This is a genomic window from Micromonospora sp. NPDC047793, assembly GCF_040642635.1.
Classification (GTDB): Bacteria; Actinomycetota; Actinomycetes; order Mycobacteriales; family Micromonosporaceae; genus Micromonospora.
This window is the reverse complement of sequence record NZ_JBEYSG010000016.1, coordinates 120,374-140,773: the sequence shown is the minus strand read 5'-3', so window position 1 is coordinate 140,773 and position 20,400 is coordinate 120,374. Positions and strand designations below refer to the sequence as shown.

Genomic DNA, 20,400 nt, shown 5'->3' with positions numbered 1-20,400 from the left:
CTGCCGTCCGCGCCACCGTCGTGCTGGCCCGGCGTGGCACCGCCGTCAGCCGGACCCTCGGCACTGCCGTCCGCGCCACCGTCGTGCTGGCCCGGCGTGGCACCGCCGTCAGCCGGACCCTCGGCACTGCCGTCCGCGCCACCGTCGTGCTGGCCCGGGGTCGCGCCGCCGTCGGCCGGACCCTCGAGCCCGCCACCGCTGGTGGTCTGCATGTCATCGTCGTTGAGTGGCATCGTGCTCCCTCGGATCAACCCGCCCCCGCCGTTGGTCGGGTGCGTCGTGCGGCGGGAGTTACCCCGCGCCCGATCTTCTCTAACCACACTGCACCCCACCGTAGACGCCGGAACCGGCCCACACGCGCCGTTCACGGCGGTGGCGGTGGCAGGATGGACGGACCCGACCGGATGGAGGTGCCGATGGACACGCCGCTCACCCCGGTGACCGAGGACTGGCAGCGGGCGCTGGCGATCGTGGCGCACCCCGACGACCTGGAGTTCGGTGCAGCCGCCGCGATCGCCCGCTGGACCGCCCAGGGCAAGCAGGTGGTGTACTGCCTGGTGACCAGCGGCGAGGCGGGCATCGACGGGATGGCGCCGGAGCAGGCCCGCACGGTACGCGAGCAGGAGCAGCGCGCCTCGGCGGAGCTGGTCGGCGTGGACGTCGTCGAGTTCCTCGGCCTGCCCGACGGAATCCTGGAGTACGGCGTACCGCTGCGCCGGGAGCTGGCGGCCGTGGTGCGCCGGCACCGCCCGGAGATCGTCATCACGAACAACTTCCGGGAGACCTGGGACGGCGCGGTCACCCTGAACCAGGCCGACCACATCGCGGTGGGCCGGGCCACGCTGGACGCGGTCCGGGACGCCGGCAACCGGTGGATCTTCCCGGAGCAGCTGACCGACGAGGTCGAGCCGTGGAGCGGGGTACGCCAGGTGTGGGCGGCCTCGTCGCCGCGCGCCGAGCACGGCGTGGACACCACCGAGACGTTCGCGCAGGGGGTGGCGTCGCTGGAGGCACACGAGGCGTACCTGACCGGGTTGGGTGACGGCAGCTTCGATGCCGAGGAGTTCCTGGAGGGCGGCGCGCGGCCGGTGGGGAGCCGGTTGGGCGTGCGCTACGGCACCTCGTTCGAGGTGTTCCACTTCGACCTGTGGTAGCCGACCGGCCCGCTCCACGCGTGGTGGGGCGGGCCGGTGTCGCCAGTGCCCGGGTCAGGGCATGATTCGGGCCAGGTCGTCGGGCATGGTGTCCTTCACCTCGTCCCACTCGCCCTGGGTGATGTGCCGGCGCAGGGTGTCCAGCACGACCTGGACCACCCGTTCCGGGCCGCCCTGCACGTCGTACGGGAAGCCCTGGCGGACCTCGTACAGGAAGTCGTCCCGGTTCAGCTTGATCGGCACGTCGGACGGCTGCCAGCCCTCGAAGTAGATGCCGCGCACCACCATCGGCAGTTGGGCGGAGAACTCCACGCTCTCCTGCACCGGCATCCGGTCGCGCAGCAGGTGCAGCACCGTGCGCAGCGCCGCGTACGACTGGTTGCGCTGCTCCTTCGGCCACCCGTATGCCTGCTCGATGTCCTTGAGGATCAGGATGGTCTTGTCCATCGAGGACTCGACCGCCGACTCGAACCGCTCAGACATCCGTCCACCCCCGTAGGTCGGTCTCCCACCGTCGGTCGTCGTGCCGTCGCGGCGGCCCCGTCGGGCCGCTCCGGGACCGTACCGGGCTGCTCCCGGTTCGTGGCACCCTCCGGACCTGGCCGGACGCGCCGACGACCCGCAGCACCGCGCCCTGTCGTCGCTGCCGCACCACCTGAGCCGTCATCGCCCACCACCCCCCGCGGTGTCGCCGTTCTCCGTCTCCACCCCAGCCTGCCGACCTGCCGGGTGACCCATCCTCACCCCCACCGGATGACCCACCCTCCCGCCGCCGCGCCGGATCTCGACCCCGAGTTCCGGCGACGAGCGCGAGCCGCTCCACGCGATCATGGAGTCGCGGCAGTCACGAATCGGGGTTGGTCACCACGAAACGGCAGCCACAACTCCATGATCGGCGCGGGCTGGCGAGGCGCGGGCCGGTGCGGGTGGGGTGAGTGGGTGGGGTGGGGTGTGCAGTGGGCGGGCTCAGGCGGCCCGGCGCTCGCGGGTCTGCTTGCAGGTCACGCAGGTGGTCGCCGACGGGAAGATCTCCAGGCGTTCCACCGGGATCGGCGAGGTGCAGCCCTCGCAGAAGCCGTACGTGCCCTCGGCGAGACGCGTCAACGCGTGCTCGAACTGGGCGCGCCGGTCGAGGATGGTCCGCAGCAGTGACTGCGCGGTGTCCCGCTCGGCGGTCTTGGTGCCGCTGTCGGCCTGGTCGTCGCCGGCGGTGTCGCCCACCTCGACCAGCCGCAGCACGTGGCTCTGCTGCACCGCCTGCTCGTACTCCGCGGACAGCTCGTCGTGGCGGGCCTGCAGGGAGAGTCGGATCTGGTCGATCTCCGCCTGGGATCGGCCCGTGCCGACCGTGTCGTGGACGAGCATCGCTGCCTGCCTTTCCTGGGCCTCGTCATCATCGCGGGCGGAAGTGTCTCCACCCGGTCATACCGCCCAGTCGAGGACTCCCGGGCGCCGTGAGCCCCGCGATTACCCAGCCCGTCAGCAGGTCAAACCGAGTCGTCGTCGGATTCCACGATCGCGGGACGGCGCGCGTCGTCGGCCCGGACCACCAGGTCGGCGAAGGTGGCGGGGGCGACCTCGTCGGCGTACCGGGCGAAGGCGGGCAGCGTCCAGGCCAGGTCGGGGGCGGTGCGGCGACTCAGCGCGCCGGGCGACAGTTCGAGGTGGACGACGACGTCGAAGGGCAGCCCGCCGCCGAGCAGGAACGTGCCGCTGACCAGCACCACCCCGCCGGGCGGCAGGGCGACGTAGTCGGCGCGGCTGGCCCGGTCGGCCCCGGCGTCCCAGAGCGAGGGCAGCAGGCGGCCGGTACCGTCCGGCCCGGCCGGGTCGAGCACCTCGCGGCGCAGGCCGGCCTCGTCGACCCAGCCCTCGTAGTAGGAGTCCGGGTTGGTCCGTCCGCGCTCCAGGCGTACCGAGGCGGGGCGGAGGAAGTCCTCGGCCCGGACGTGCAGCACCGGGCGGCCGAGGGCGCGCAGCGGGTCGACCAGGGCGGTGGCCAGGTCGTCGGGGCGGGCGGCGGGAGCGCCGTCCACGGCCACCCGCAGCCGTCCTGTCGGTTCGGCGGAGGCGAACCGCTCGGCCAGTTCGGCGACGAGCAACTCGGGTGAGACCGGACGCACACGCATCCGACAATCGTGCCCGGTCACCGTCGGGCGTGACGGGCCACCCGCCCGGCGGGCTCCCGTGCGGTCGAGGGTCCGGGTGGATACGGCGGTGCCGTCGAGGCCGGGGTGGATACGGCGGTGCCGTCGAGGTCCGGGCGGGTCAGGCGGTGCGGTCGAGGGTGACGCGGGCGTCGTCGGCGAGCCGGTAGCCGACACCGTAGACGGTGGTGACCAGGGGTACGTCGACGCCGACCTTGCCGCGCAGCCGGCGTACGTGCACGTCCACGGTGCGGACCCCGGCGTGCTCGTAGCCCCAGACGGCGTTGAGCAGTTGGAGCCGGGTGAACACCCGGCGGGGGTGTGCGACCAGGTGCAGCAGCAGGTCGAATTCCAGCCGGGTCAACGGCAGCGGCTCGCCGTCGCGCAGCACCGAACGGGACGAGGCGAGGATGTGCAGGGTCGGGATGGTCGGGGCGATCTGCCGCGATGGCGCGCGTCCGGCGGGAACGCTCTCGGTACGCCGCTCCGGCACCACCGGCGGGCTGGCCACGATCGTCCCCTCGCCGCGTTCCAGCAGTTCCCGGGCCGCGTCCAGCAGCCGCCGGGCGGCCGGCGTCAACGACTCCTCGCAGACCAGCGGAATGGAGAGGGTGACGGTGAGCACGGGTGTGGTGGAGTTGGCCGGACGTCGCTGACCGCCGGGCGGGCGACCGGGCACCGCGGGCTGGGACGTATGCCATCCGGCGCGCGACGATGCGGGGCTGACCGACATGGTCCTCCTTGGCTGGTCCGGGCTTTCCCCACGGCCCCGGGACGCCGCCTTATCGATGCTTCCCGGCGCCCGTGCGAGGGTCAAGAGGCGGCCGCGTTGCATGAATGTGACAATTGACCGACACATCGGAGCCGACCGCTCGCTCTGCGTACGAGGCCAGTTGATTACAGCAGAGTCGTAAAGTTGACCTGATACGGGGGTGGCTGTCGGGTTTCGCGTTCCCCCGATGGTGTGACGCGGTCCGGCGCGCCCGGCGACGCGCACCGACCACCGTCACGCGCACGGGACAGACCGGTGCGGCGCGTCCCGTCGCAGGACACGCCGTACCGGTCCGTCGGGTTCACCGCTGGACGGCCACCCGGGCGTCGTCGGCGAGGCGGTACCCCACACCGTGGACGGTGGTCAGCAGCGGCGTGTCGACGCCGAGCTTGGCGCGCAACCGGCGGACGTGCACGTCGACGGTACGGGCCACCGCGTGGTCGTAGCCCCACACCGAGTTGAGCAACTGGAGCCGGGTGAACACCCGGCGCGGGCGTTCGGCGAGGAAGAGCAACAGGTCGTACTCGATGCGGGTCAGCGGGACGTCCCGGTCGCCCTGACGCACCCGGCGCGGCCCGGTGAGGATCTGCACGGTCCGGGGGTCCTCCGCCACGGTGGGCCGCTCGACGCCGTCGCCGCCCGACACCCGCCCCTCGCCCGACTCGGCGAGTTCGCCAAGCAGTTCCAGCAGGCGGTTCAGGCGGGGGCTCGCGGCCGCCGAGGCGAGGTCGACGGTGATGGTCAGGGTCGGCCCGGTGCGCTGCCGCACCAGTCGGGCGCGGTTCGTGCGGCCGGGCGGATGCTGGCGCGGGCTGATCGCGACGACGGACATGGTGGCCTCCTGGGACTACCGCCACGCCGGGTGGGCGTGGATGTTCAGCGGGACGCCCGGCCGGCGGTCGCCGGGGACGCGAGGGTGGAAGGTCTGGTGGGTGGAGTGGGTCCGAGCACGGGCAGTCCGGCGATCCGCCAGGCGGCGAACCCGCCCGTCACGTCGGTCGCCCGGTGCAGGCCGATGTCCTGCAGCGCGGCGGCGGCCAGCGACGAGGTGTAGCCCTCCTGGCAGATGACGACCACCGGCACGTCGTACCCGACGGCCTGCGGCAGCCGGGCCGCGCAGCGGGGGTCGAAACGCCACTCCAGCACGTTGCGTTCGACGATCAGCGAACCCGGCACGGTGCCGTGCGCGGCGCGCTGGGCGGCCGGACGGATGTCGACCAGCAGGGCGCCGGTCCGGTGCGCCACGTGGGCCTGTTCCGGGTCGAGCCGGTCGAGTCGGGTGCGGGCGGCGGCCAGGATCTCGTCGATGCCCCGGGAGCCCGGAGGCGGCACCGACGCCGGACAGCGGGCGGCGACGGAACGGTTCTGCGACATCATCGGTTCCTTCCAAGGGGTACGCGGCCGGGCGCACGATCGGGTGGCGACGCGGCGTGGGTGATCACCATGCCACGCCGGCCTCGGCCACCTCGGCGACGAGCAGCCGGCCGTGTGCGAGGCGATAGCGGGTCATCCGGCTCAGGGCCGGGCGGTAGACGTGGACGCTGACCGCGGGGTCGGCGTGCCGGTTGGTCACCACGTGCACGTGCCGGGGCCCGAAGCGTCGGCCGGAACCGGCGGCGAGCAGGTGCGGGCGCAGCCGCCCGCCGCTGACCGTCTCCTCGGTGAGGACACCCGCCGCGACCAGGAAGGCGCCGGAGGAGCCGCCGTGGTCATGCAGGTCGGTGCCCTGCCCGGGCAGCCAGCTCAGCGCCCACACCTCGTGGTGCTCGTCGGCATCGAGTCGGGCGTACCACCGGGTGGTCGGGTCGAAGCGCAGCGGCACGGGCCAGCTCGCGGTGTCGGCGGCCCAGCGCCGGGCGACGGCGAGCAGGTCCGGCTCGGTGACGGGCAGAGCAGACATGGGACCTCACGAACGGTCAGCGGTGCGGATACCGGACCAGTCTAGAATGCATACCCTATAGGTTTAGTAGGTAATCCTACATTCTGGGAAGCAGGCGCGGACCGCGCCGCACGGCGCCGGGACGCCACCACTAACCTGTACCGGTGAGCGAGGAACTCGACGCCGAGACCCTGGAGTTCGCGCACCGGATGTTCGACCTGGCGCGCGACGGCGCGACCACCGAACTCGCCGGTTACGTCGACGCGGGGCTGCCGGTCAACCTGACCAACGAGCGGGGCGACACCCTGCTGATCCTGGCGGCGTACCACGCCCACCCGGAGACCGTCGCCGCCCTGCTGGAGCGCGGCGCCGACCACGCGCGTACCAACGACCGGGGTCAGACCGCCCTCGCCGCGGCGGTGTTCCGCAAGAACGCCACGGCGGTCCGCGCGCTGCTCGGCGCCGGCGCGGACCCGGACGGCGGCAGTCCGTCCGCCGTGGAGACGGCGCAGTTCTTCGACCTGCCGGAGATGCTCACGCTGCTGCGCCCGATTGCCTGAGCCGACAGGTCAGGCCGCCGGGCGGGTCGCCTCGACGAGGAAGCGCCGGGCGTACGCGACGAAGGGGCCCTCAGCCTCGATGCGGGCGTGCAGGCGGGCCAGCGCCGGCCGGTGCGCCGCCACGGTGAAGCCGGGCACCGTCCAGACCACCTTGCGCAGGAACCAGACCACCGCGCCGATGTCGTGGAAGACCGTCCGCAGTGTCGCCTCGCGCAGGTCCACCACGGTCAGACCGGCCGCGCGGGCCTGCGCGACCTCCTGCTCCGGATGCCGGTACGCCGGTGGCGGCAACGGCCCGAGCACGGCCTCGCTGAGTTCGCGTACCGTCCCCGGCCCGATCTGCTGCGACAGGAACGTGCCGCCCGGCCGCAGCACCCGCGCCACCTCCGGCCAGTCCGTCCGCACCGGATGCCGGCTGACCACCAGGTCGAAGCTGCCGTCGGCGAAGGGCAGCGGCGCCTCCGGGGACACCGCCACCACGGTCGCGCCGAGGGGACGCAGATTCTCCCGGGCCACCGGCACGTTCGGCGGCCACGCCTCGGTCGCCACCAGCCGTCGGGGCGGACGCGGCACCTCGGCGAGCACCTCTCCCCCGCCGGTGTCGACGTCCAGTGCCGCGTCGACCGTCGCCATCCGCTCCGCCACCAGGCGGGCGTACCCCCAGGGTGGACGCTCTTCGGTGGCCCGCCCGGCCAGCCAGTCGAACCCCCACCCCTCGACCGGGGCGGACTCGCCCTCGGCGAGTAGTTCCTCGAAGCTCGCTGCCGTGGACACCATGGGGGCCAGCGTCCTCGGGACGCCGCCGGCCCGGCAACCGGATTAGGTGCAAGGAGGGGTCCCCTGCTATGCACCAGGCGTTAGCAGGGGACCCCTCCTTACACATCCGTCCCTACGGGCGGGGCCGGACGACCTCCACGGTGGGGCCGTCCACGCCGCGCAGGCCGTCGAAGCCGGGCGCCGCGGCGCCGGCGGACTCGAAGTGCCGCATCAGCCGCGAGCCGAGGTGCACGCCGACGCCGCCGATCGCCAACGCGACCACCTGGACCACCAGCAGCGCGGGGGCCGCGCCCCGGTTCGCCGCGTCGGCCCGGACCAGGCAGGAGATCAGGAACAGTCCGGCCATGCCGGCGTTGACCAGGTTGAAGGTGATCGCGGTGCGACGGACCCGGTCCGGCGGCACGTCCCACAGGTCGACCATGCCGGCGATCGCGGTCAACGCCGCCGCCACCAGCGCGGCCACCGCCGTCCAGTAGCCGACCTCACCGAGGAAGACCGGACCGCCGACCACGTCGGCGAGGTCGAAGATGGTCGCGCAGACGAAGAGCCCGTACGGGAACGTCACCAGCATCGGTTGGATGGGATGCCCCTGTACCCGCAGCCGGCTCTGCATCGATTCCCCCCTGGGTCGGATCAGCCGTCAGTCCAGGGTGCTACCCGGACGCCGGCCGGGTGAAACGACGCTCAGGTTTCCCGAGGTCGGGAGACCGTGCTGACCAGCCGCTCAGCCACCTCCCGCAACGGGATCGACAGTGACGAGGCCGCGCTGCGCAGCACCTCGAGGGCGTCCTCGGACGGGCAGCCGCGCTGCGCCATGACCACCCCGACGGCGTGGCCGATCACCCCGTCGGCCAGCAGCGCGGCGTCCTCGGCACCGACCACCGCGGCCCGCCGCTCCCGCTCGCGTACGGCGGCCAGCAGCAGACCGGCGTGCTCGGCGAGCAGCATCGCGGTCAACTGGTGACCGGTGGAGAGCACATCGGACTCACCCGCATAGAGGTTGACCGCACCGATCACCTGCTCGTCGATGTCGACCGGTGCGGAGATCACGCCGTGCACACCGAACTCCCGGGCGCGGGGCGTCCAGTCCGGCCAGCGGGGCTCGGCGTCGAGGTTCTCGGCACCGACCATCTCCCGGCGGCGGATCGCCTCCATCGCCGGGGTGTCCGGGCCGAAGCTCACGTCATCCAACCCGGCGAGCGGGGCGTCGGAGGCGGCCACCCCGGCGGGCTCGCCAGCCCGCAGCGCGGTGAAACCGCACCAGCTCACCCCGGGCAGGGCGTCACGGGTGATGCGCACCATCGCGGTGAGCGCCGCGTCGAAGTCGTCCACCGCGATGAGTCCGGCGGTGAGTTCCCGCAGCAGGGCCGCTGTCTCCAGGACGCCGAAGGTATCGGCCGGCGGAGGGCTGGTCTCCAGGTTCACCGGCAGCCCGCCCCGGTCCCCGCGGCCAGCGTCGTCACCTGAATCCTCCTCGGTCTGCGCCTCGACCTGACGGCGGCTCCGGTAGCACGGACCTGCCCTACTACCCACCAGAACATGGGTCGAAACGGCGCAAACCGAAGCCCCTCCCAGGGTACGACGACCGCCGGGAGGGGTGTGGTCGGGTCAGCGGGATCCGGCTCCGGACAGGCGACGGCCGACCGAGGCGATCAGTCGGTCCAACTCGGAGCCGAACGGGTTGTCGTGCACGAGGTAGGTCCAGGTGGCGCTGGGCCGGCTCAGCTCGGACTCGTCCGGCTCCCAGTCCTCGTCGAACTCGGTCTCCTCGAAGGTGGCCAGCGTACGGGCCTCGATCTCGGGCACCAGGTTGGTGAAGGCGGGCACGGCGGCGCGGTGGAACTCGTCCAGCGGGTCGAGGCGGCCCAGGGCACGCAGGTGCACACCCTCGCGTACCTCGGAGAGCTCGGCCAGGTGCGCGGCCCAGAGCCGGTCGAGGTGGTAGAGCGCGATCGACCGGGCGGCCCGGGCGAGCAGGTCCTCGTCCATCTCGCCGGCCTTGTCGGGCATCTTGTCCAGCAGCATCAGCGCCGCGACGTCGCTGGTCAGCAACCGCTCCCGGCGCTCGGCGAGTGCCTTGCGCTGCTGCTCGATGACCACGCTGTAGCGCCAGGTGTTGCGGTGGATCTCGTGGTTGACCCCTTCCGCGACCCGCTGCGCGTGCTCCACGGCGTAGTCCACCTGCGCGTCGGTGACCAGGCCGTCGGCGTTCATGCGGGGTGAGGGCGGCACGGCGTCGCCGGCGTGCCGGACCACCAGGTCGTCCTCCAGGCTGACGAAGAAGACCGACCCGCCCGGGTCACCCTGCCGCCCGGCCCGGCCCCGGAGCTGGTCGTCGACCCGGCGGCTGTCGTGCCGGCCGCTGCCGATCACGTAGAGGCCGCCCAGCTCGGCGACCTGGTCCCGGTCGGCCTGGTCGCTGCCGCCGAGGCGGATGTCCACCCCCCGGCCGGCCATCTGGGTGGAGACGGTCACCGTGCCGTGGGCACCGGCCTCGGCGATGATCGCCGCCTCCTCGTCGTCGTTCTTGGCGTTGAGCACCACGCAGGGCACGCCGGCCGCGTGCAGACCGGCGGCGAGTTGCTCGGACTCCTTGACGTCGAGCGTGCCGACCAGCACCGGACGCCCGTCGGCGTGGCAGCGCTGGATCTCGTCGATCAGCGCCTCCTCCTTCTCGGCCCGGGTGGCGTAGATGCGGTCCGGCTCGTCCACCCGCACGCACGGGGTGTTCGGCGGGATCACCGCGACCTCCAGACCGAAGAACTCCCGGAGCTGGTCGCCGACCAGCACGGCGGTCGCGGTCATGCCGCACACCTTCGGGTAGAGACCGATGTACGCCTGCACGGCGATGGTGCCCAGCACCTCGCCCTCGGCGGTGGCGTCCAGCCCCTCCTTGGCCTCGACCGCGGCCTGGAGCCCGTCGGGCCAGCGTCGCCGCTGGGCGACCCGGCCACGCATCTCGTCGATCAGCTCGACCGTGCCGTCCCGGACGATGTAGTCCACGTCCCGGTGCAGCAGGGCGTGCGCGTGCAGCGCCACGTTCACCGCGGAGAGCTGCTCGACGTTCTCCTCGTCGTACAGGTCGATGCCGAGCTTGGCCTCGACGGCGGCCAGGCCGGCGGAGGTGAAAGCGGCGCTGCGGCCGTCCTCGGCGACGGTGTAGTGCTTGCCCTTGCGCAGGCCGCGCACCAGCCCGGCGGCGGTGTGTACGGGGTCCTGCTCGCCCGGCACCGAGCCGGCGAGCACCATCGGCACCCGGGCCTCGTCGATCAGGATCGAGTCCGCCTCGTCGACGATGGCGGTGCGCAGCGGCGGCTGGACCCGGTCGGCGATGTCGGTGACGAGTTGGTCGCGCAGGAAGTCGAAGCCCGCCTCGCTGACCGAGACGTAGGTCACGTCGCAGGCGTACGCGGCCCGCCGCTCGATCGGGGTGGACGCCTCGTTGACCCAGCCGACGGTGAGCCCGAGGAGCGTGTAGACCGGCTCCATCCACTGGGCGTCCCGGCGGGCCAGGTAGTCGTTGACGGTGAGCACGTGCACCGGACCGTTGCCGAGCCGGACGTGCCCGTACGCGGCGATCGCGGCGGTCAGCGTCTTGCCCTCACCGGTGGCCATCTCGGCGACCTTGCCGGAGAGCAGCGACATCGCGCCGAGCAGCTGCACGTCGTACGGCCGTTGGTCGAGCCCGCGGCGGGCGGCCTCCCGGCCGAGCGCGCAGATCTCCTCGTAGCTCGACGCGGCGTCGGCGGCCTCGGTGAGTTCGGCGTCGTCGAACGCCGAGACCTTCTCCTCGCGGGCCTCGATGGCCGGCAGCAGCTTCTCCAGCGGGGCCAGATCGACCGTGGTCCCCGGGCGCTGGAGGAACCGGCGGAACCTGGTCTTCAACCGTTGCGACACACCCATGAGCCGCAACGGTACGCGACCGGAGGCCGGTTGTGACGGCCCGACCGGCGCGCCGTCGCGCGAGCCGACCCGGCCGTCCGCTCCTCCGACCGGTCGGCGGCGGCTAGTCCGCAGGTCAGCGACGCCTTGCGCTCTGCGAGGTCCCGGCGGCGCCCCTCGTCGGATACCTGCCCGGACCGGACGCAATCAAACGTTCATCCGACGGGAACGTGCCGGGCGCACGGTGGTGATCAAGCTGGGGGATGGATCCGATTAGCGTGCGGGGTGCTGGGAAATCCGACTCCCGGTCTTCCCGCGACGATCAGGGGGTGCCTGTGCGGAACACTGAATCTCTGGTCTCGCCCGTGGTGGAGGCCTGGGCCACGTATCGGACGACCTCGGCGGCCGACTGGCCGACGCGGCGGCTGCTGCGGGCCAAGGGTGACAGCCGGGTCAGCGTGGTGTTGCCGGCGCGCAACGAAGAGGCCACCGTCGGGGCGATCGTGTCGACCATCCGCGAGCACCTGATGGACCGGGTGCCGCTGGTCGACGAGTTGATCGTGGTCGACTCGCGGTCCACCGACCGGACCGCCGAGGTGGCGCGGGCGGCCGGTGCCGAGGTGGTCGGCCAGGACGCGATGACCCAGGGGCTGCCCCGGTTGACCGGCAAGGGCGACGCGCTCTGGGCCGGGCTGGCCGCGGCGGAGGGCGACGTGGTGGCGTTCGTCGACGCCGACCTGCGGGAGTTCCGGCCGCACTTCGTCACCGGGCTGATCGGCCCGCTGCTCACCGACCCGTCGGTCGACTTCGTCAAAGGCTTCTACCACCGGCCCCTGATCAACACCAGCGGGGTGGAGGCCGACGGCGGCGGCCGGGTGACCGAGCTGATGGCCCGGCCGATGCTCAACCTGTTCTGGCCGGAGCTGGCCGGTTTCGTGCAGCCGCTGGCCGGTGAGTACGCCGGCCGCCGCGAGGTGTTGGCCCAGGTGCCGTTCGTCTCCGGTTACGGCGTGGAGACCGCGATGCTGATCGACCTGCTGGAACTCGTCGGGCTGGACGCGCTGGCCCAGGTCGACCTCGGCGAACGCAAGCACCGACACCAGGACACCGCCGCGCTGGGCCGGATGTCCGCGCAGATCATGCTCACCGCCTGGTCGCGGCTGCAGCGCCGGGGCTGGGCCAACCCGGACGTGCTGCCCACCGCGCTACTCACCCAGTTCCGCCGGGGCGGCTCCGACGCCCTGCCGAACCTGGACCGGGAGATCGTGGTCAGCGACGTGTCGGTGGAGGAGCGCCCGCCGCTGGCGGAGCTGCGGCACCGGGTGCCGCGACGGCGGGTGGCGGCCACGTCGTAGCGACGCTCGGGGCGGTAGCGCTCCCACGTCGGCGGCGTACGTGACGGCGGGTCACCGCAGCCCGGCACGGTTTCGCCGGGCCGCCGGTCGGGTAGTTGGCAGGCCGTGCGGCGGGTGGGATCCAGGAGGCCGCAGGGCGGGCGAGAGCGCAGGCGGGCGAGGACGAGTCGAGGGCGGAGATGGCGAGCCGGATCATCTGTGAGGTAGACGACGCAGCAGCGGTCACCGTCGTCCGGCTCGCCGGCACCCTCGACCTGACCACCACCCGGACGGCGTACCGCGTGCTGGACCGGTGTCTGGCCGACCAGCCCGACGCGCTGGTGGTGGACCTGTCCGGGCTGCGGGTGGATCACCCGTTGGCGGTGTCGGTCTTCGTCGCCGCCGCACGCCGCGCCGCCGGCTGGCCGGTGGTGCCGATGGTGCTCTGCGCGCCCGGGCCGGCAGCGGCCCCGCTGACCGAGTCGACGGCCTGCCGGGTGGTGCCGATGCGAGGCTCCTGCGACGAGGCGACCCGGGTGGCCGGCGCGTCGGCCGTGCCCCGGCTGCGGGTCCGGCTGGAGCCGGTGGCGGCGGCCTGCCGACGGGCCCGGGAGCTGGTCGTCGACGCCTGCGCGCGGTGGAACCTGCCGGAGGCGGTCGGCCCGGCCTCGGTGGTGCTCAGCGAGTTGGTCGGCAACGTGGTGCGGCACGCCGGCACGCCGATGCAGGTGACCGTGACGCTGCGGCGGCCGTGGTTGCACCTGGCGGTGGTCGACGGCAGCAGCACGCCGGCCGAGGAGGGCCGGTCCGGCCACCGCGACGAGGGCGGCCGGGGCCTGCTGCTGGTACGCGAGCTGGCCGACCGCTGGGGCAGCGCGCCAGCCGGTGACGGAAAGGCCGTCTGGGCCACGCTAGCGGCCAATTGACCGAAATTCCCCCTCTCGCCTGGTTACATGGTCGACGGGGCGGGTAGCCACGCCCGTCCTTTTGCGTCGTCAGCGGGGTGAGAGCGCATGCCCAAGCGGGTAACCACCGAACCCGGACAGGACCGAGGGCCGGCCATCCTGGCCCCGGCCCGGTTCGGCGGCTATCCGGGCCCGCTGCGCAAGCCGTTGCCCGGCGGGAAGCTGGTCAGGTTCCTGGCCACCACCGACCACAAGCAGATCGGGCTGCTCTACCTGCTCACCTCGTTCGGCTTCTTCGTGCTGGCCGGTATCGAGGCGATGCTGATCCGTGCCGAACTGGCCCGTCCGGGTCTGCAGTTCCTCTCCCCGGAGCAGTACAACCAGTTGTTCACCTCGCACGGCGCGGTGATGCTGCTGCTGTTCGCCACGCCCGCCGCGTTCGGCTTCGGCAACTACATCGTGCCGATCCAGATCGGCGCGCCCGACGTGTCGTTCCCCCGGCTCAACGCGCTGGCGTACTGGTTGTACCTGTTCGGTGGACTGATGGTGATCGGTGGGTTCCTCACCCCGCAGGGCTCGGCCGACTTCGGGTGGACCGCGTACACGCCGTTGAGCACCGTGGAGCACTCCCCCGGCGTCGGCGCGAACATGTGGGTGGTCGGCCTGGTCGTGTCCGGCCTGGGCACCATCCTCGGCGCGGTCAACCTGATCACCACGATCCTGACGCTGCGCGCGCCCGGCATGACCATGTTCCGGCTGCCGATCTTCACCTGGAACATGCTGTTCACCAGCGTACTGGTGATCCTGGTCTTCCCGTTGTTGGCCGCCGCGCTGCTGGCGCTGACCGCCGACCGGCTGCTCGACGCGCAGGTGTTCAACCCGGACACCGGCGGGCCGATGCTGTGGCAGCACCTGTTCTGGTTCTTCGGGCACCCCGAGGTCTACATCATCGCGTTGCCGTTCTTCGGGATCATCACCGAGGTCATCCCGGTCTTCTCCCGTAAGCCGATCTTCGGTTACACCGGCCTGGTGCTGGCCACCATCGCGATCACCGTGCTGTCGATGACGGTGTGGGCGCACCACATGTTCGCCACCGGCCAGGTGCTGCTGCCGTTCTTCAGCATCCTCAGTTATCTGATCGCGGTGCCGACCGGGGTGAAGTTCTTCAACTGGATCGGCACCATGTGGAAGGGGCAGCTCACCTTCGAGACGCCGATGCTGTTCTCCATCGGCTTCCTGGTGACGTTCCTGCTCGGCGGCCTCACCGGCGTCCTGCTGGCCAGCCCGCCGGCCGACTTCCACACCCACGACACCTACTTCGTGGTGGCGCACTTCCACTACGTGGTCTTCGGGACGGTGGTCTTCGCGCTCTTCGCCGGCTTCTACTTCTGGTGGCCCAAGATGACCGGGCGACTGCTCGACGAACGGCTCGGCAAGATCCATTTCTGGACCATGTTCGTCGGCTTCCACGGCACCTTCCTGGTGCACCACTGGCTGGGCAACGAGGGCATGCCCCGGCGGTACGCGGACTACCTGCCGACCGACGGCTTCACCACGCTCAACACGATCTCCAGCGTGTTCTCGTTCGTGCTGGGCGCGTCCACGTTGTTCTTCATCTGGAACGCCTGGAAGTCGTGGCGGTTCGGCGCCCAGGTGACGGTGGACGACCCGTGGGGTTTCGGCAACTCCCTGGAGTGGGCGACCACCTGCCCGCCGCCGCTGCGCAACTTCGACCGGATGCCGCGGATCCGCTCCGAGCGGCCGGCCTTCGACGCCAAGTACGGCGAACTCGTCTCCGACCTGGGTCGCGACCTTCCGCAGCGGACGGTCAAGCCGCCGCAGGACTTCCGCGACGAACTGCACCGCGAGACGCACCCGCCCGAGTCGCCGGCGGCCGGGGGCGCGCACGGTGCGCCGGAGGCCGAGGCGTACCAGCCCGCGCCGCAGTCCGGCGCCCGGCCGGTGCAGGTGCCGACGCCGGAGGAGGTCCGCCGTCCCAGTTTCGCCGACACCGACGAGCCGGAGGACGACCCGCTGGGCGCCGAGCGCCGGGAGCAGAACGACAGGTGGCGGCACCCGCGCGGACGCGGTGACGGCACCGGGAACTGAGCCGGCGGCGTAGTACGGCCGCGGATGTTAGGAGGGGTCCCCTGCTATGCCGGAGGCGTTAGCAGGGGACCCCTCCTTACCGAACCGGCCGGGCCGCCGTCTTCGCCGGCGCGGTCTCGGACTCGGCCGGGCCGTTCTGCCAGGGCGGCGGCGCGTCCGCGAGCATCGCCTGCCGCAACCAGGTCAGGGCTCGCGACAGCAGACGCGAGACGTGCATCTGGGAGATGCCGAAGCGGGCGGCGATCTCGGCCTGGGTCTGGTTGCCGTAGAAGCGCATCGCCAGGATGCGCCGCTCCCGCCAGGGCAGCCGGTGCAGCAGCCCGCTGACCGTCACCCGGTCGTCGACGGACTCCAGCGCGATGTCCGACTCGCCCACCAGGTCACCGAACTCGGCCGAGCTCTCCCCGCCGACCGGCGCGTTGAGCGAGGCCGGGCTGTAGCCGGCCGCCGACTCCAGCGCGGCGAGGATCTCCTCCTCCGGCGTCTCCAGCCGCTTGGACAGTTCGGCCACGGTGGGCGCGCGGGACAGCTCGCTGGTCAGCGCCGCCGTCGCCTGTCCGACCTCCAGGATCAGGTCACGCAACCGGCGGGGCACGTGCACACCCCAGGTGCGATCCCGGAAATGCCGCTTGATCTCACCCACGATGGTGATCGCGGCGTACGCGGTGAACGAGCCGCGTTCCGGGTCGTACCGGTCGACGGCGTTGACCAGCCCCAGACGGGCCACCTGTTCCAGATCCTCCAGCGGTTCCCCGCGTCCCCGGTAGCGGCGGGCCAGCCGGCCCGCGAACGGCAACGCGAAGCGGACCAGGTCGTCCCGCGCCTCGTGGCGGCGCTCGGGCGGCAGCCCGGCGATCCGCGCCGCGTACGCGAGCGCCGCCGCGTCGAGATCCTCCAGCCCCCGGTCCGTCGGTGGTGGTGTGGTCGTGGTGGTCTGTCCGAACATCCGCGCCTCCCTCAGGAAGGACCCCCGCCCGGATACGTGGACACCGGGCACGCGCGTGGACACGCACGGGCCGAGAAGTGGGTTGGTGATTGGGATGCCAGCGGGCGACGCCGCGCCACGGCAAGTGATCAGCCTGTCGCAGCCGGCGGTGTTCCCGCTCCGTAGGTACTCAATCACGGCGGCGCGGGTTCGCGAGGATGTTTCGTCAGCCTCGCCTCAACAGATGAGCAGGCCGTGCGGGGTGCCGCTGGCGCGCAGCGCGGCCAGCGCGTCGGGCACCGCAAGCGGCGGCGGGGCGGGCAGGTCGTACGGCTGGGCGCGGAGCACCTCGGTGGCCCGGCGGGTGGGCACGGAGGTGACCGGGTAGCCCCGCGCGGTGGCGCGGTCCAGGGCCCGGCGGCGTCGGCCGAACCCGGCGACGGCCAGCCACTGCGGCAGTCCGGCCAGCGCCGGTGAGCGTACGCCGGGCGGCTCGGGGAGCACGTCCACCGAGGCGAACGGTTCGCTGCCGGCGAGCCACCACTCGACCTGTTCGACGCTGCGCCGGGTGGCGTTCTCGCACCAGTACGGCACCATCCCCGCCCGCACCACCTGCCACGGGTCGAGCAGTCGGCCGCACTCCACCACCAACCGGTCACCGGTCTTGCCGGCGGCGCGCAGCCAGCGACGGTACAGGTCGGCGACGGCGGCGCTGAGCACCCCCGGTGCCGGGAACAGCAGCCGGCGTACCGGATGCCCGGCGCGGGCGGTCCAGTCCCCGACGGCACGGTCCAGACCGGGCTCCACACCGTGCTCGGCGGCGGCCGGCGGGGCGGAGATCTCCGGCGGATCCCAGTTCACGCCCTCTCCCCCGGCGGAGCGCAACACCTGCCGCAGCGCGGGGCTGTCCGGGTGGAAGTCGACCGGCTCCAGCCCGCTGGCCGGGCAGCCCACCTGGAAGCTGTGCCCGTCGGCGGCGTCGTGCACCGGCCAGGTCCGCGCGTCGCTGAGCACCAGCACCGGCGCGCCCGGCACCAACCGGTCGCTCAGGAACCGCCGGTACGCCGTGGGCAGCGTGCGCCACCGGGCGGTCAACGCGACCGTCACGCCGGCCAGCGAGCCCCGGCTGGCCGGGCAGTGCACCTGGCGTACGTGCAGGTCGGGGTTTCCGGCCAGCAGCCGTCCGGCGAGGGCGGCGCCGTGGTCCAGGGCGGCGCGGGGGCGGTCCACCGCGCCGCGCGGCCAGTGCGCGGTCATCTCGAAACCGGCGGGCAGCCACGGCATCCCGAGCGCGGTCGCCAGGTGGGCGGCGGCGCCGTGCGGCGAGCCCAGCAGCACACCGGGGTACCGGCCGCGCGGGTACTGGTCGACGAACCAGCCGGCGACCCGGGCGGCGTCGACCTCGGCGGTCTGCCCGGCGGTGAGGGCCACCCGTCCGGCGGTACGGGCGGCGGCGGCGCGGCGGATCGGGTCCGGGGTGCCGGCGAACCGGGACACCGGGCCGACGTGACCGAGGTCGGCACAGTCGGTGCCGCGCAACGCACGGGCGACGGCGGCGACGAGGATCCGGGACGTGCTGCCGACCGCGACCACCCGGTCGCCGGTCAGCCCCGCACCCGCTGCCGTGAGTCCCGGTCGCGATCCTCGCGCCGGCCCCACCGTGCCCCGTTCGCTCACGCGGCCCGGCTTCCCGCCCGGATGCGCCTTAAACAGGGCATCCCTCCACCGAGCGGGATCAATCAGGTGATCTTCGACTGTCCACGCCGACGGTACGCAACACCCCGGCGGGGTCCATGCCGGCCGGGCCGACCACCAGTTCCAGCAGGCACGGCCGGTCCGCGCCGAACGCCTCGGCCCCGGCCGCGCCGACCAGTTCCGGCCGGTCGACGCGGATGCCGCGCAGACCGAGCAGGCGGGCCCAGCCCGCGTACGGGACGTCGTCGGTGGGCGGGTGGGGCGACCCGGCGTACCGGGGGTGCCCGGAGCGGGTGTTCAGCACCAGCAGCACCAGGCGCGGATCGGGCCACGCCGCCCGATGTCGGGCGACGGCGACCAGTTCGGCCAGCCCGGAGGCGCGCATCCCCTCGTCGGCGACGACGGCGAGCACCGGACGGGCCGGGTCGGCCAGCTTGGCGGCCAGCGCGTACGGCAGGGCCGTGCCGGGGGCACCGTCGGTGCGCAGCACCTCGACACCGGCGGGTACGCGCAGGTGGCGGGCGTACCCGGCGACGGTGCCGCCGCCGTCCACGGTCACCGCGCCGCCCGGGGGCAGCCGGGTGACCAGGTCGTCGAAAGCCTGCCACGGGTCGACCGCCCGGCCGGGGCCGCCCGGGGCGCGGCGGGCGGACGGGTCGGCGGGCAGCACCAGGCAGACCGGTCCACCGCCGCGCAGGGCGCTGCCCAACGCCTCGTCCACCAACTCCGGCGCCCGGGTCGGGTCGGCGACGTACCGGACGTGCCGGCACGTCCCGGCGAAGCGGGGGCCGTCGTCACGGTGCCCGTCCGGCTGCTGCTCGCCGAGCACCGCCAGCACCGGCAGGCCGGCCCGCCGGGCGGCGTCGAGACCGCCGAGCAGACCCAACGCGTCCGGCCCGCCGTCGGAGAGGCAGACGCCGACCCCACCCGCGAACCGGGCGTGCCCGGCGGCCATCAGCGCGGCACTGTCGGCGTGCCGCACGGGAACGAACTCCGGGTCGCCACCGGCCGCGTGCAACGCCTCGACCAGCGGCGCGGTCGCCGGGCCCGGCGCGCCATACACCCGCGCGACCCGCCAGGCCAGCAACCGTGCGACGACCGCGTCCGCGACGGCGGGGTCAGACACCGCCCCGTCCCGGCGTGACCGGGTCGACGTAGCGCAGCACCGCACCCACGCCCTCCACCAGCTGCGGAGCCTCGTCCGGGCCCAGCACGGTCAGTTCGGCGTCGGTGCCGACCAGCGCCCGCACCAGCGCCGCGTCGGCGCGTACCCGGGCCGGCTCGGCCACGGTGGCGAGCTGACTCGGATCGGTGGCGATGTCGGTGGCCGCCGGGCCGATCCAGAGCTGCCCGTCGGCGGACGGGTCGTCCACCAGCAGCATCGTGTCGACCTGGTTGCGTTGCAGCGCGGCGACCACGGCGTCGAGTCCGGCGCCGACGTCCTCCTGGGTGCCGAAGCGGTCCAGCGCGGCGGTCACCCGCTGGTCGGCCAGATCGGCGATGGTCTGCACGGTCAGGTCGTCGAGCAGGCTCTGGTCGGCCCCCTCGGCGCGGGACCCGGCGTCGGTGCGGACCACCATGTCCTGCCAGCGGGCCGGCATCTGGGCGGCGATCATGCCGGTGGCCCGGATGTCGCCGGCCACCACGACCACCTCGGCACCGACCCGTTCGGCCAGCTCCACGGTGGCCGCGGTGACGTCGCCCGCGTTGTGGTGCCACGCCTCCATGGCGGCGCGCTGGTAACGCGACTGCGACCAGCCGCCGGGCTTGACCCGGCGCAACGGGAAGCTCTCCCGGCCGGTGACGTGAGCTCGTCGGGGCACCCCACCGGCGCTGACCGACATCGCGTCGGCACCGGTCCGGTCGGCCAACACCCGTACCCACGCGACCTGCTCACCCCGTTGGGAGAGCAGCGGCATCACGTGCGGCAACGGCGCGTACGCGGCCAGGTCCCGCCGGGGTGGCGCGGCCAGGTACTCGGAGAGCACCACCCGCCCCTGGGCGCCGAAGACGGCGATCCCGTAGTCCCCGGGCAGTGGGTCGTGCCCGCGGACCACCCGGTCGATGGCGGCGATGGTCGGTTCGTCGGCCCCCTGCTCGGCGAGCTGCCGTTGCAGCCCGCGCCAGCGCAGGTCGAGGGCGGCGTGGGCGTCCTCGGTGTCCATCGAGGCGTCCAGGTAGACCGAGCACCACGGACCCGGGCGCTGATAGAGCGGGCGCAGGAAGGACAGCTGCATGCTCGACCCCTTTCCGGCTCGGCC

General features: G+C 73.2%; 21 protein-coding genes. 5 read left to right on the top strand and 16 right to left on the bottom strand.

Annotated features, from left to right (window positions below):
• Positions 1-233, bottom strand: a 233-nt coding sequence (locus tag ABZ738_RS25895) for a hypothetical protein (RefSeq protein ID WP_350697371.1), incomplete at its 3' end; no start/stop codon positions are given.
• Between the two features lie 153 nt (positions 234-386).
• Between ABZ738_RS25895 and ABZ738_RS25890 the strand changes: the two genes are divergently transcribed.
• Positions 387-1,154, top strand: coding sequence for a PIG-L deacetylase family protein (locus ABZ738_RS25890; protein ID WP_236146041.1), 768 nt, complete (start codon positions 387-389; stop codon positions 1,152-1,154).
• A 54-nt stretch (positions 1,155-1,208) separates the two neighbouring features.
• On the opposite strand, the gene ABZ738_RS25885 is transcribed toward ABZ738_RS25890, so the two are convergent.
• The 7 genes from ABZ738_RS25885 to ABZ738_RS25855 form a co-directional block, all read right to left on the bottom strand.
• Entirely contained in the window at positions 1,209-1,637 is a 429-nt protein-coding gene (locus ABZ738_RS25885; protein WP_131057497.1) for a DUF2267 domain-containing protein, read from the bottom strand.
• Positions 1,638-2,120: 483 nt separating this feature from the next.
• Positions 2,121-2,519 carry a TraR/DksA C4-type zinc finger protein gene (locus ABZ738_RS25880; RefSeq protein ID WP_131057494.1) on the bottom strand — a complete coding sequence of 133 codons (399 nt, stop codon included), beginning with the start codon at positions 2,517-2,519 and terminating at the stop codon, positions 2,121-2,123.
• Between the two features lie 122 nt (positions 2,520-2,641).
• The gene (locus tag ABZ738_RS25875) at positions 2,642-3,283 is read right to left on the bottom strand and encodes a uridine kinase (RefSeq protein ID WP_176094335.1); all 642 of its coding nucleotides are present in this window, start codon (positions 3,281-3,283) and stop codon (positions 2,642-2,644) included.
• 139 nt (positions 3,284-3,422) lie between these two features.
• Positions 3,423-4,034, bottom strand: a complete 612-nt coding sequence (locus ABZ738_RS25870) for a winged helix-turn-helix domain-containing protein (RefSeq protein WP_131053496.1) — start codon at positions 4,032-4,034, stop codon at positions 3,423-3,425.
• A 340-nt stretch (positions 4,035-4,374) separates the two neighbouring features.
• A complete protein-coding gene (locus ABZ738_RS25865) occupies positions 4,375-4,818 on the bottom strand; it encodes a winged helix-turn-helix domain-containing protein (protein WP_201272384.1) in 444 nt (147 codons plus the stop codon).
• Positions 4,819-4,949: 131 nt separating this feature from the next.
• Positions 4,950-5,447: a rhodanese-like domain-containing protein gene (locus ABZ738_RS25860; protein WP_131053494.1), complete on the bottom strand. Its 498-nt coding sequence runs from the start codon at positions 5,445-5,447 to the stop codon at positions 4,950-4,952.
• 64 nt (positions 5,448-5,511) lie between these two features.
• Complete coding sequence (locus tag ABZ738_RS25855; protein WP_131053493.1) at positions 5,512-5,973, bottom strand: cysteine dioxygenase family protein; 462 nt, start codon at positions 5,971-5,973, stop codon at positions 5,512-5,514.
• A 143-nt stretch (positions 5,974-6,116) separates the two neighbouring features.
• Between ABZ738_RS25855 and ABZ738_RS25850 the strand changes: the two genes are divergently transcribed.
• Entirely contained in the window at positions 6,117-6,512 is a 396-nt protein-coding gene (locus ABZ738_RS25850; protein WP_357217208.1) for an ankyrin repeat domain-containing protein, read from the top strand.
• A gap of 9 nt (positions 6,513-6,521) precedes the next feature.
• Here the strand turns inward: ABZ738_RS25850 and ABZ738_RS25845 are convergent, their stop codons facing one another.
• The 4 genes from ABZ738_RS25845 to secA2 all read right to left on the bottom strand — a co-directional run bounded on the left by ABZ738_RS25845 (position 6,522) and on the right by secA2 (position 11,192).
• Positions 6,522-7,289, bottom strand: coding sequence for a class I SAM-dependent methyltransferase (locus ABZ738_RS25845; protein ID WP_357217205.1), 768 nt, complete (start codon positions 7,287-7,289; stop codon positions 6,522-6,524).
• 112 nt (positions 7,290-7,401) lie between these two features.
• Positions 7,402-7,902: a DUF2231 domain-containing protein gene (locus ABZ738_RS25840; RefSeq protein ID WP_131053490.1), complete on the bottom strand. Its 501-nt coding sequence runs from the start codon at positions 7,900-7,902 to the stop codon at positions 7,402-7,404.
• 71 nt (positions 7,903-7,973) lie between these two features.
• Entirely contained in the window at positions 7,974-8,714 is a 741-nt protein-coding gene (locus ABZ738_RS25835; RefSeq protein ID WP_131053489.1) for a GAF and ANTAR domain-containing protein, read from the bottom strand.
• Positions 8,715-8,897: 183 nt separating this feature from the next.
• Positions 8,898-11,192 (bottom strand): accessory Sec system translocase SecA2, encoded by a 2,295-nt coding sequence (secA2, locus tag ABZ738_RS25830; protein WP_131053488.1) that lies wholly within the window; start codon positions 11,190-11,192, stop codon positions 8,898-8,900.
• Between the two features lie 347 nt (positions 11,193-11,539).
• On the opposite strand from secA2, the gene ABZ738_RS25825 reads away from it, so the two are divergent.
• From ABZ738_RS25825 to ctaD, 3 genes are all read left to right on the top strand, one after another.
• Complete coding sequence (locus ABZ738_RS25825; RefSeq protein ID WP_236145758.1) at positions 11,540-12,526, top strand: glucosyl-3-phosphoglycerate synthase; 987 nt, start codon at positions 11,540-11,542, stop codon at positions 12,524-12,526.
• A 179-nt stretch (positions 12,527-12,705) separates the two neighbouring features.
• Positions 12,706-13,431 carry an ATP-binding protein gene (locus tag ABZ738_RS25820; protein ID WP_131053487.1) on the top strand — a complete coding sequence of 242 codons (726 nt, stop codon included), beginning with the start codon at positions 12,706-12,708 and terminating at the stop codon, positions 13,429-13,431.
• Between the two features lie 87 nt (positions 13,432-13,518).
• Positions 13,519-15,519: a cytochrome c oxidase subunit I gene (gene ctaD / locus ABZ738_RS25815; protein WP_176094340.1), complete on the top strand. Its 2,001-nt coding sequence runs from the start codon at positions 13,519-13,521 to the stop codon at positions 15,517-15,519.
• A gap of 76 nt (positions 15,520-15,595) precedes the next feature.
• On the opposite strand, the gene ABZ738_RS25810 is transcribed toward ctaD, so the two are convergent.
• The 4 genes from ABZ738_RS25810 to ABZ738_RS25795 form a co-directional block, all read right to left on the bottom strand.
• Entirely contained in the window at positions 15,596-16,642 is a 1,047-nt protein-coding gene (locus ABZ738_RS25810) for a SigB/SigF/SigG family RNA polymerase sigma factor (RefSeq protein ID WP_236145757.1), read from the bottom strand.
• A gap of 39 nt (positions 16,643-16,681) precedes the next feature.
• On the bottom strand, positions 16,682-18,103 hold the full coding sequence (locus tag ABZ738_RS25805) for a hypothetical protein (protein WP_357217257.1): 1,422 nt from the start codon (positions 18,101-18,103) through the stop codon (positions 16,682-16,684).
• Between the two features lie 76 nt (positions 18,104-18,179).
• The gene (locus tag ABZ738_RS25800; RefSeq protein WP_357217199.1) at positions 18,180-19,265 is read right to left on the bottom strand and encodes a thiamine pyrophosphate-binding protein; all 1,086 of its coding nucleotides are present in this window, start codon (positions 19,263-19,265) and stop codon (positions 18,180-18,182) included.
• The gene (locus tag ABZ738_RS25795; protein ID WP_131054294.1) at positions 19,258-20,376 is read right to left on the bottom strand and encodes a Vms1/Ankzf1 family peptidyl-tRNA hydrolase; all 1,119 of its coding nucleotides are present in this window, start codon (positions 20,374-20,376) and stop codon (positions 19,258-19,260) included. The genes ABZ738_RS25800 and ABZ738_RS25795 overlap by 8 nt, the downstream gene beginning before the upstream one ends.
• Positions 20,377-20,400: the final 24 nt, after the last annotated feature.

Bases quoted from the DNA above. Each gene is read 5' to 3' on its own strand.
- ABZ738_RS25870 (WP_131053496.1), bottom strand. From the start codon at position 4,034: ATGTCGGTCAGCCCCGCATCGTCGCGCGCCGGATGGCATACGTCCCAG.
- ABZ738_RS25845 (WP_357217205.1), bottom strand. From the start codon at position 7,289: ATGGTGTCCACGGCAGCGAGCTTCGAGGAACTACTCGCCGAGGGCGAG.
- ABZ738_RS25890 (WP_236146041.1), top strand. From the start codon at position 387: ATGGACGGACCCGACCGGATGGAGGTGCCGATGGACACGCCGCTCACC.
- ABZ738_RS25860 (WP_131053494.1), bottom strand. From the start codon at position 5,447: ATGTCGCAGAACCGTTCCGTCGCCGCCCGCTGTCCGGCGTCGGTGCCG.
- ABZ738_RS25855 (WP_131053493.1), bottom strand. From the start codon at position 5,973: ATGTCTGCTCTGCCCGTCACCGAGCCGGACCTGCTCGCCGTCGCCCGG.
- ABZ738_RS25820 (WP_131053487.1), top strand. From the start codon at position 12,706: ATGGCGAGCCGGATCATCTGTGAGGTAGACGACGCAGCAGCGGTCACC.
- ABZ738_RS25875 (WP_176094335.1), bottom strand. From the start codon at position 3,283: ATGCGTGTGCGTCCGGTCTCACCCGAGTTGCTCGTCGCCGAACTGGCC.
- ABZ738_RS25795 (WP_131054294.1), bottom strand. From the start codon at position 20,376: ATGCAGCTGTCCTTCCTGCGCCCGCTCTATCAGCGCCCGGGTCCGTGG.
- secA2 (WP_131053488.1), bottom strand. From the start codon at position 11,192: ATGGGTGTGTCGCAACGGTTGAAGACCAGGTTCCGCCGGTTCCTCCAG.
- ABZ738_RS25840 (WP_131053490.1), bottom strand. From the start codon at position 7,902: ATGCAGAGCCGGCTGCGGGTACAGGGGCATCCCATCCAACCGATGCTG.
- ABZ738_RS25885 (WP_131057497.1), bottom strand. From the start codon at position 1,637: ATGTCTGAGCGGTTCGAGTCGGCGGTCGAGTCCTCGATGGACAAGACC.
- ABZ738_RS25880 (WP_131057494.1), bottom strand. From the start codon at position 2,519: ATGCTCGTCCACGACACGGTCGGCACGGGCCGATCCCAGGCGGAGATC.
- ctaD (WP_176094340.1), top strand. From the start codon at position 13,519: ATGCCCAAGCGGGTAACCACCGAACCCGGACAGGACCGAGGGCCGGCC.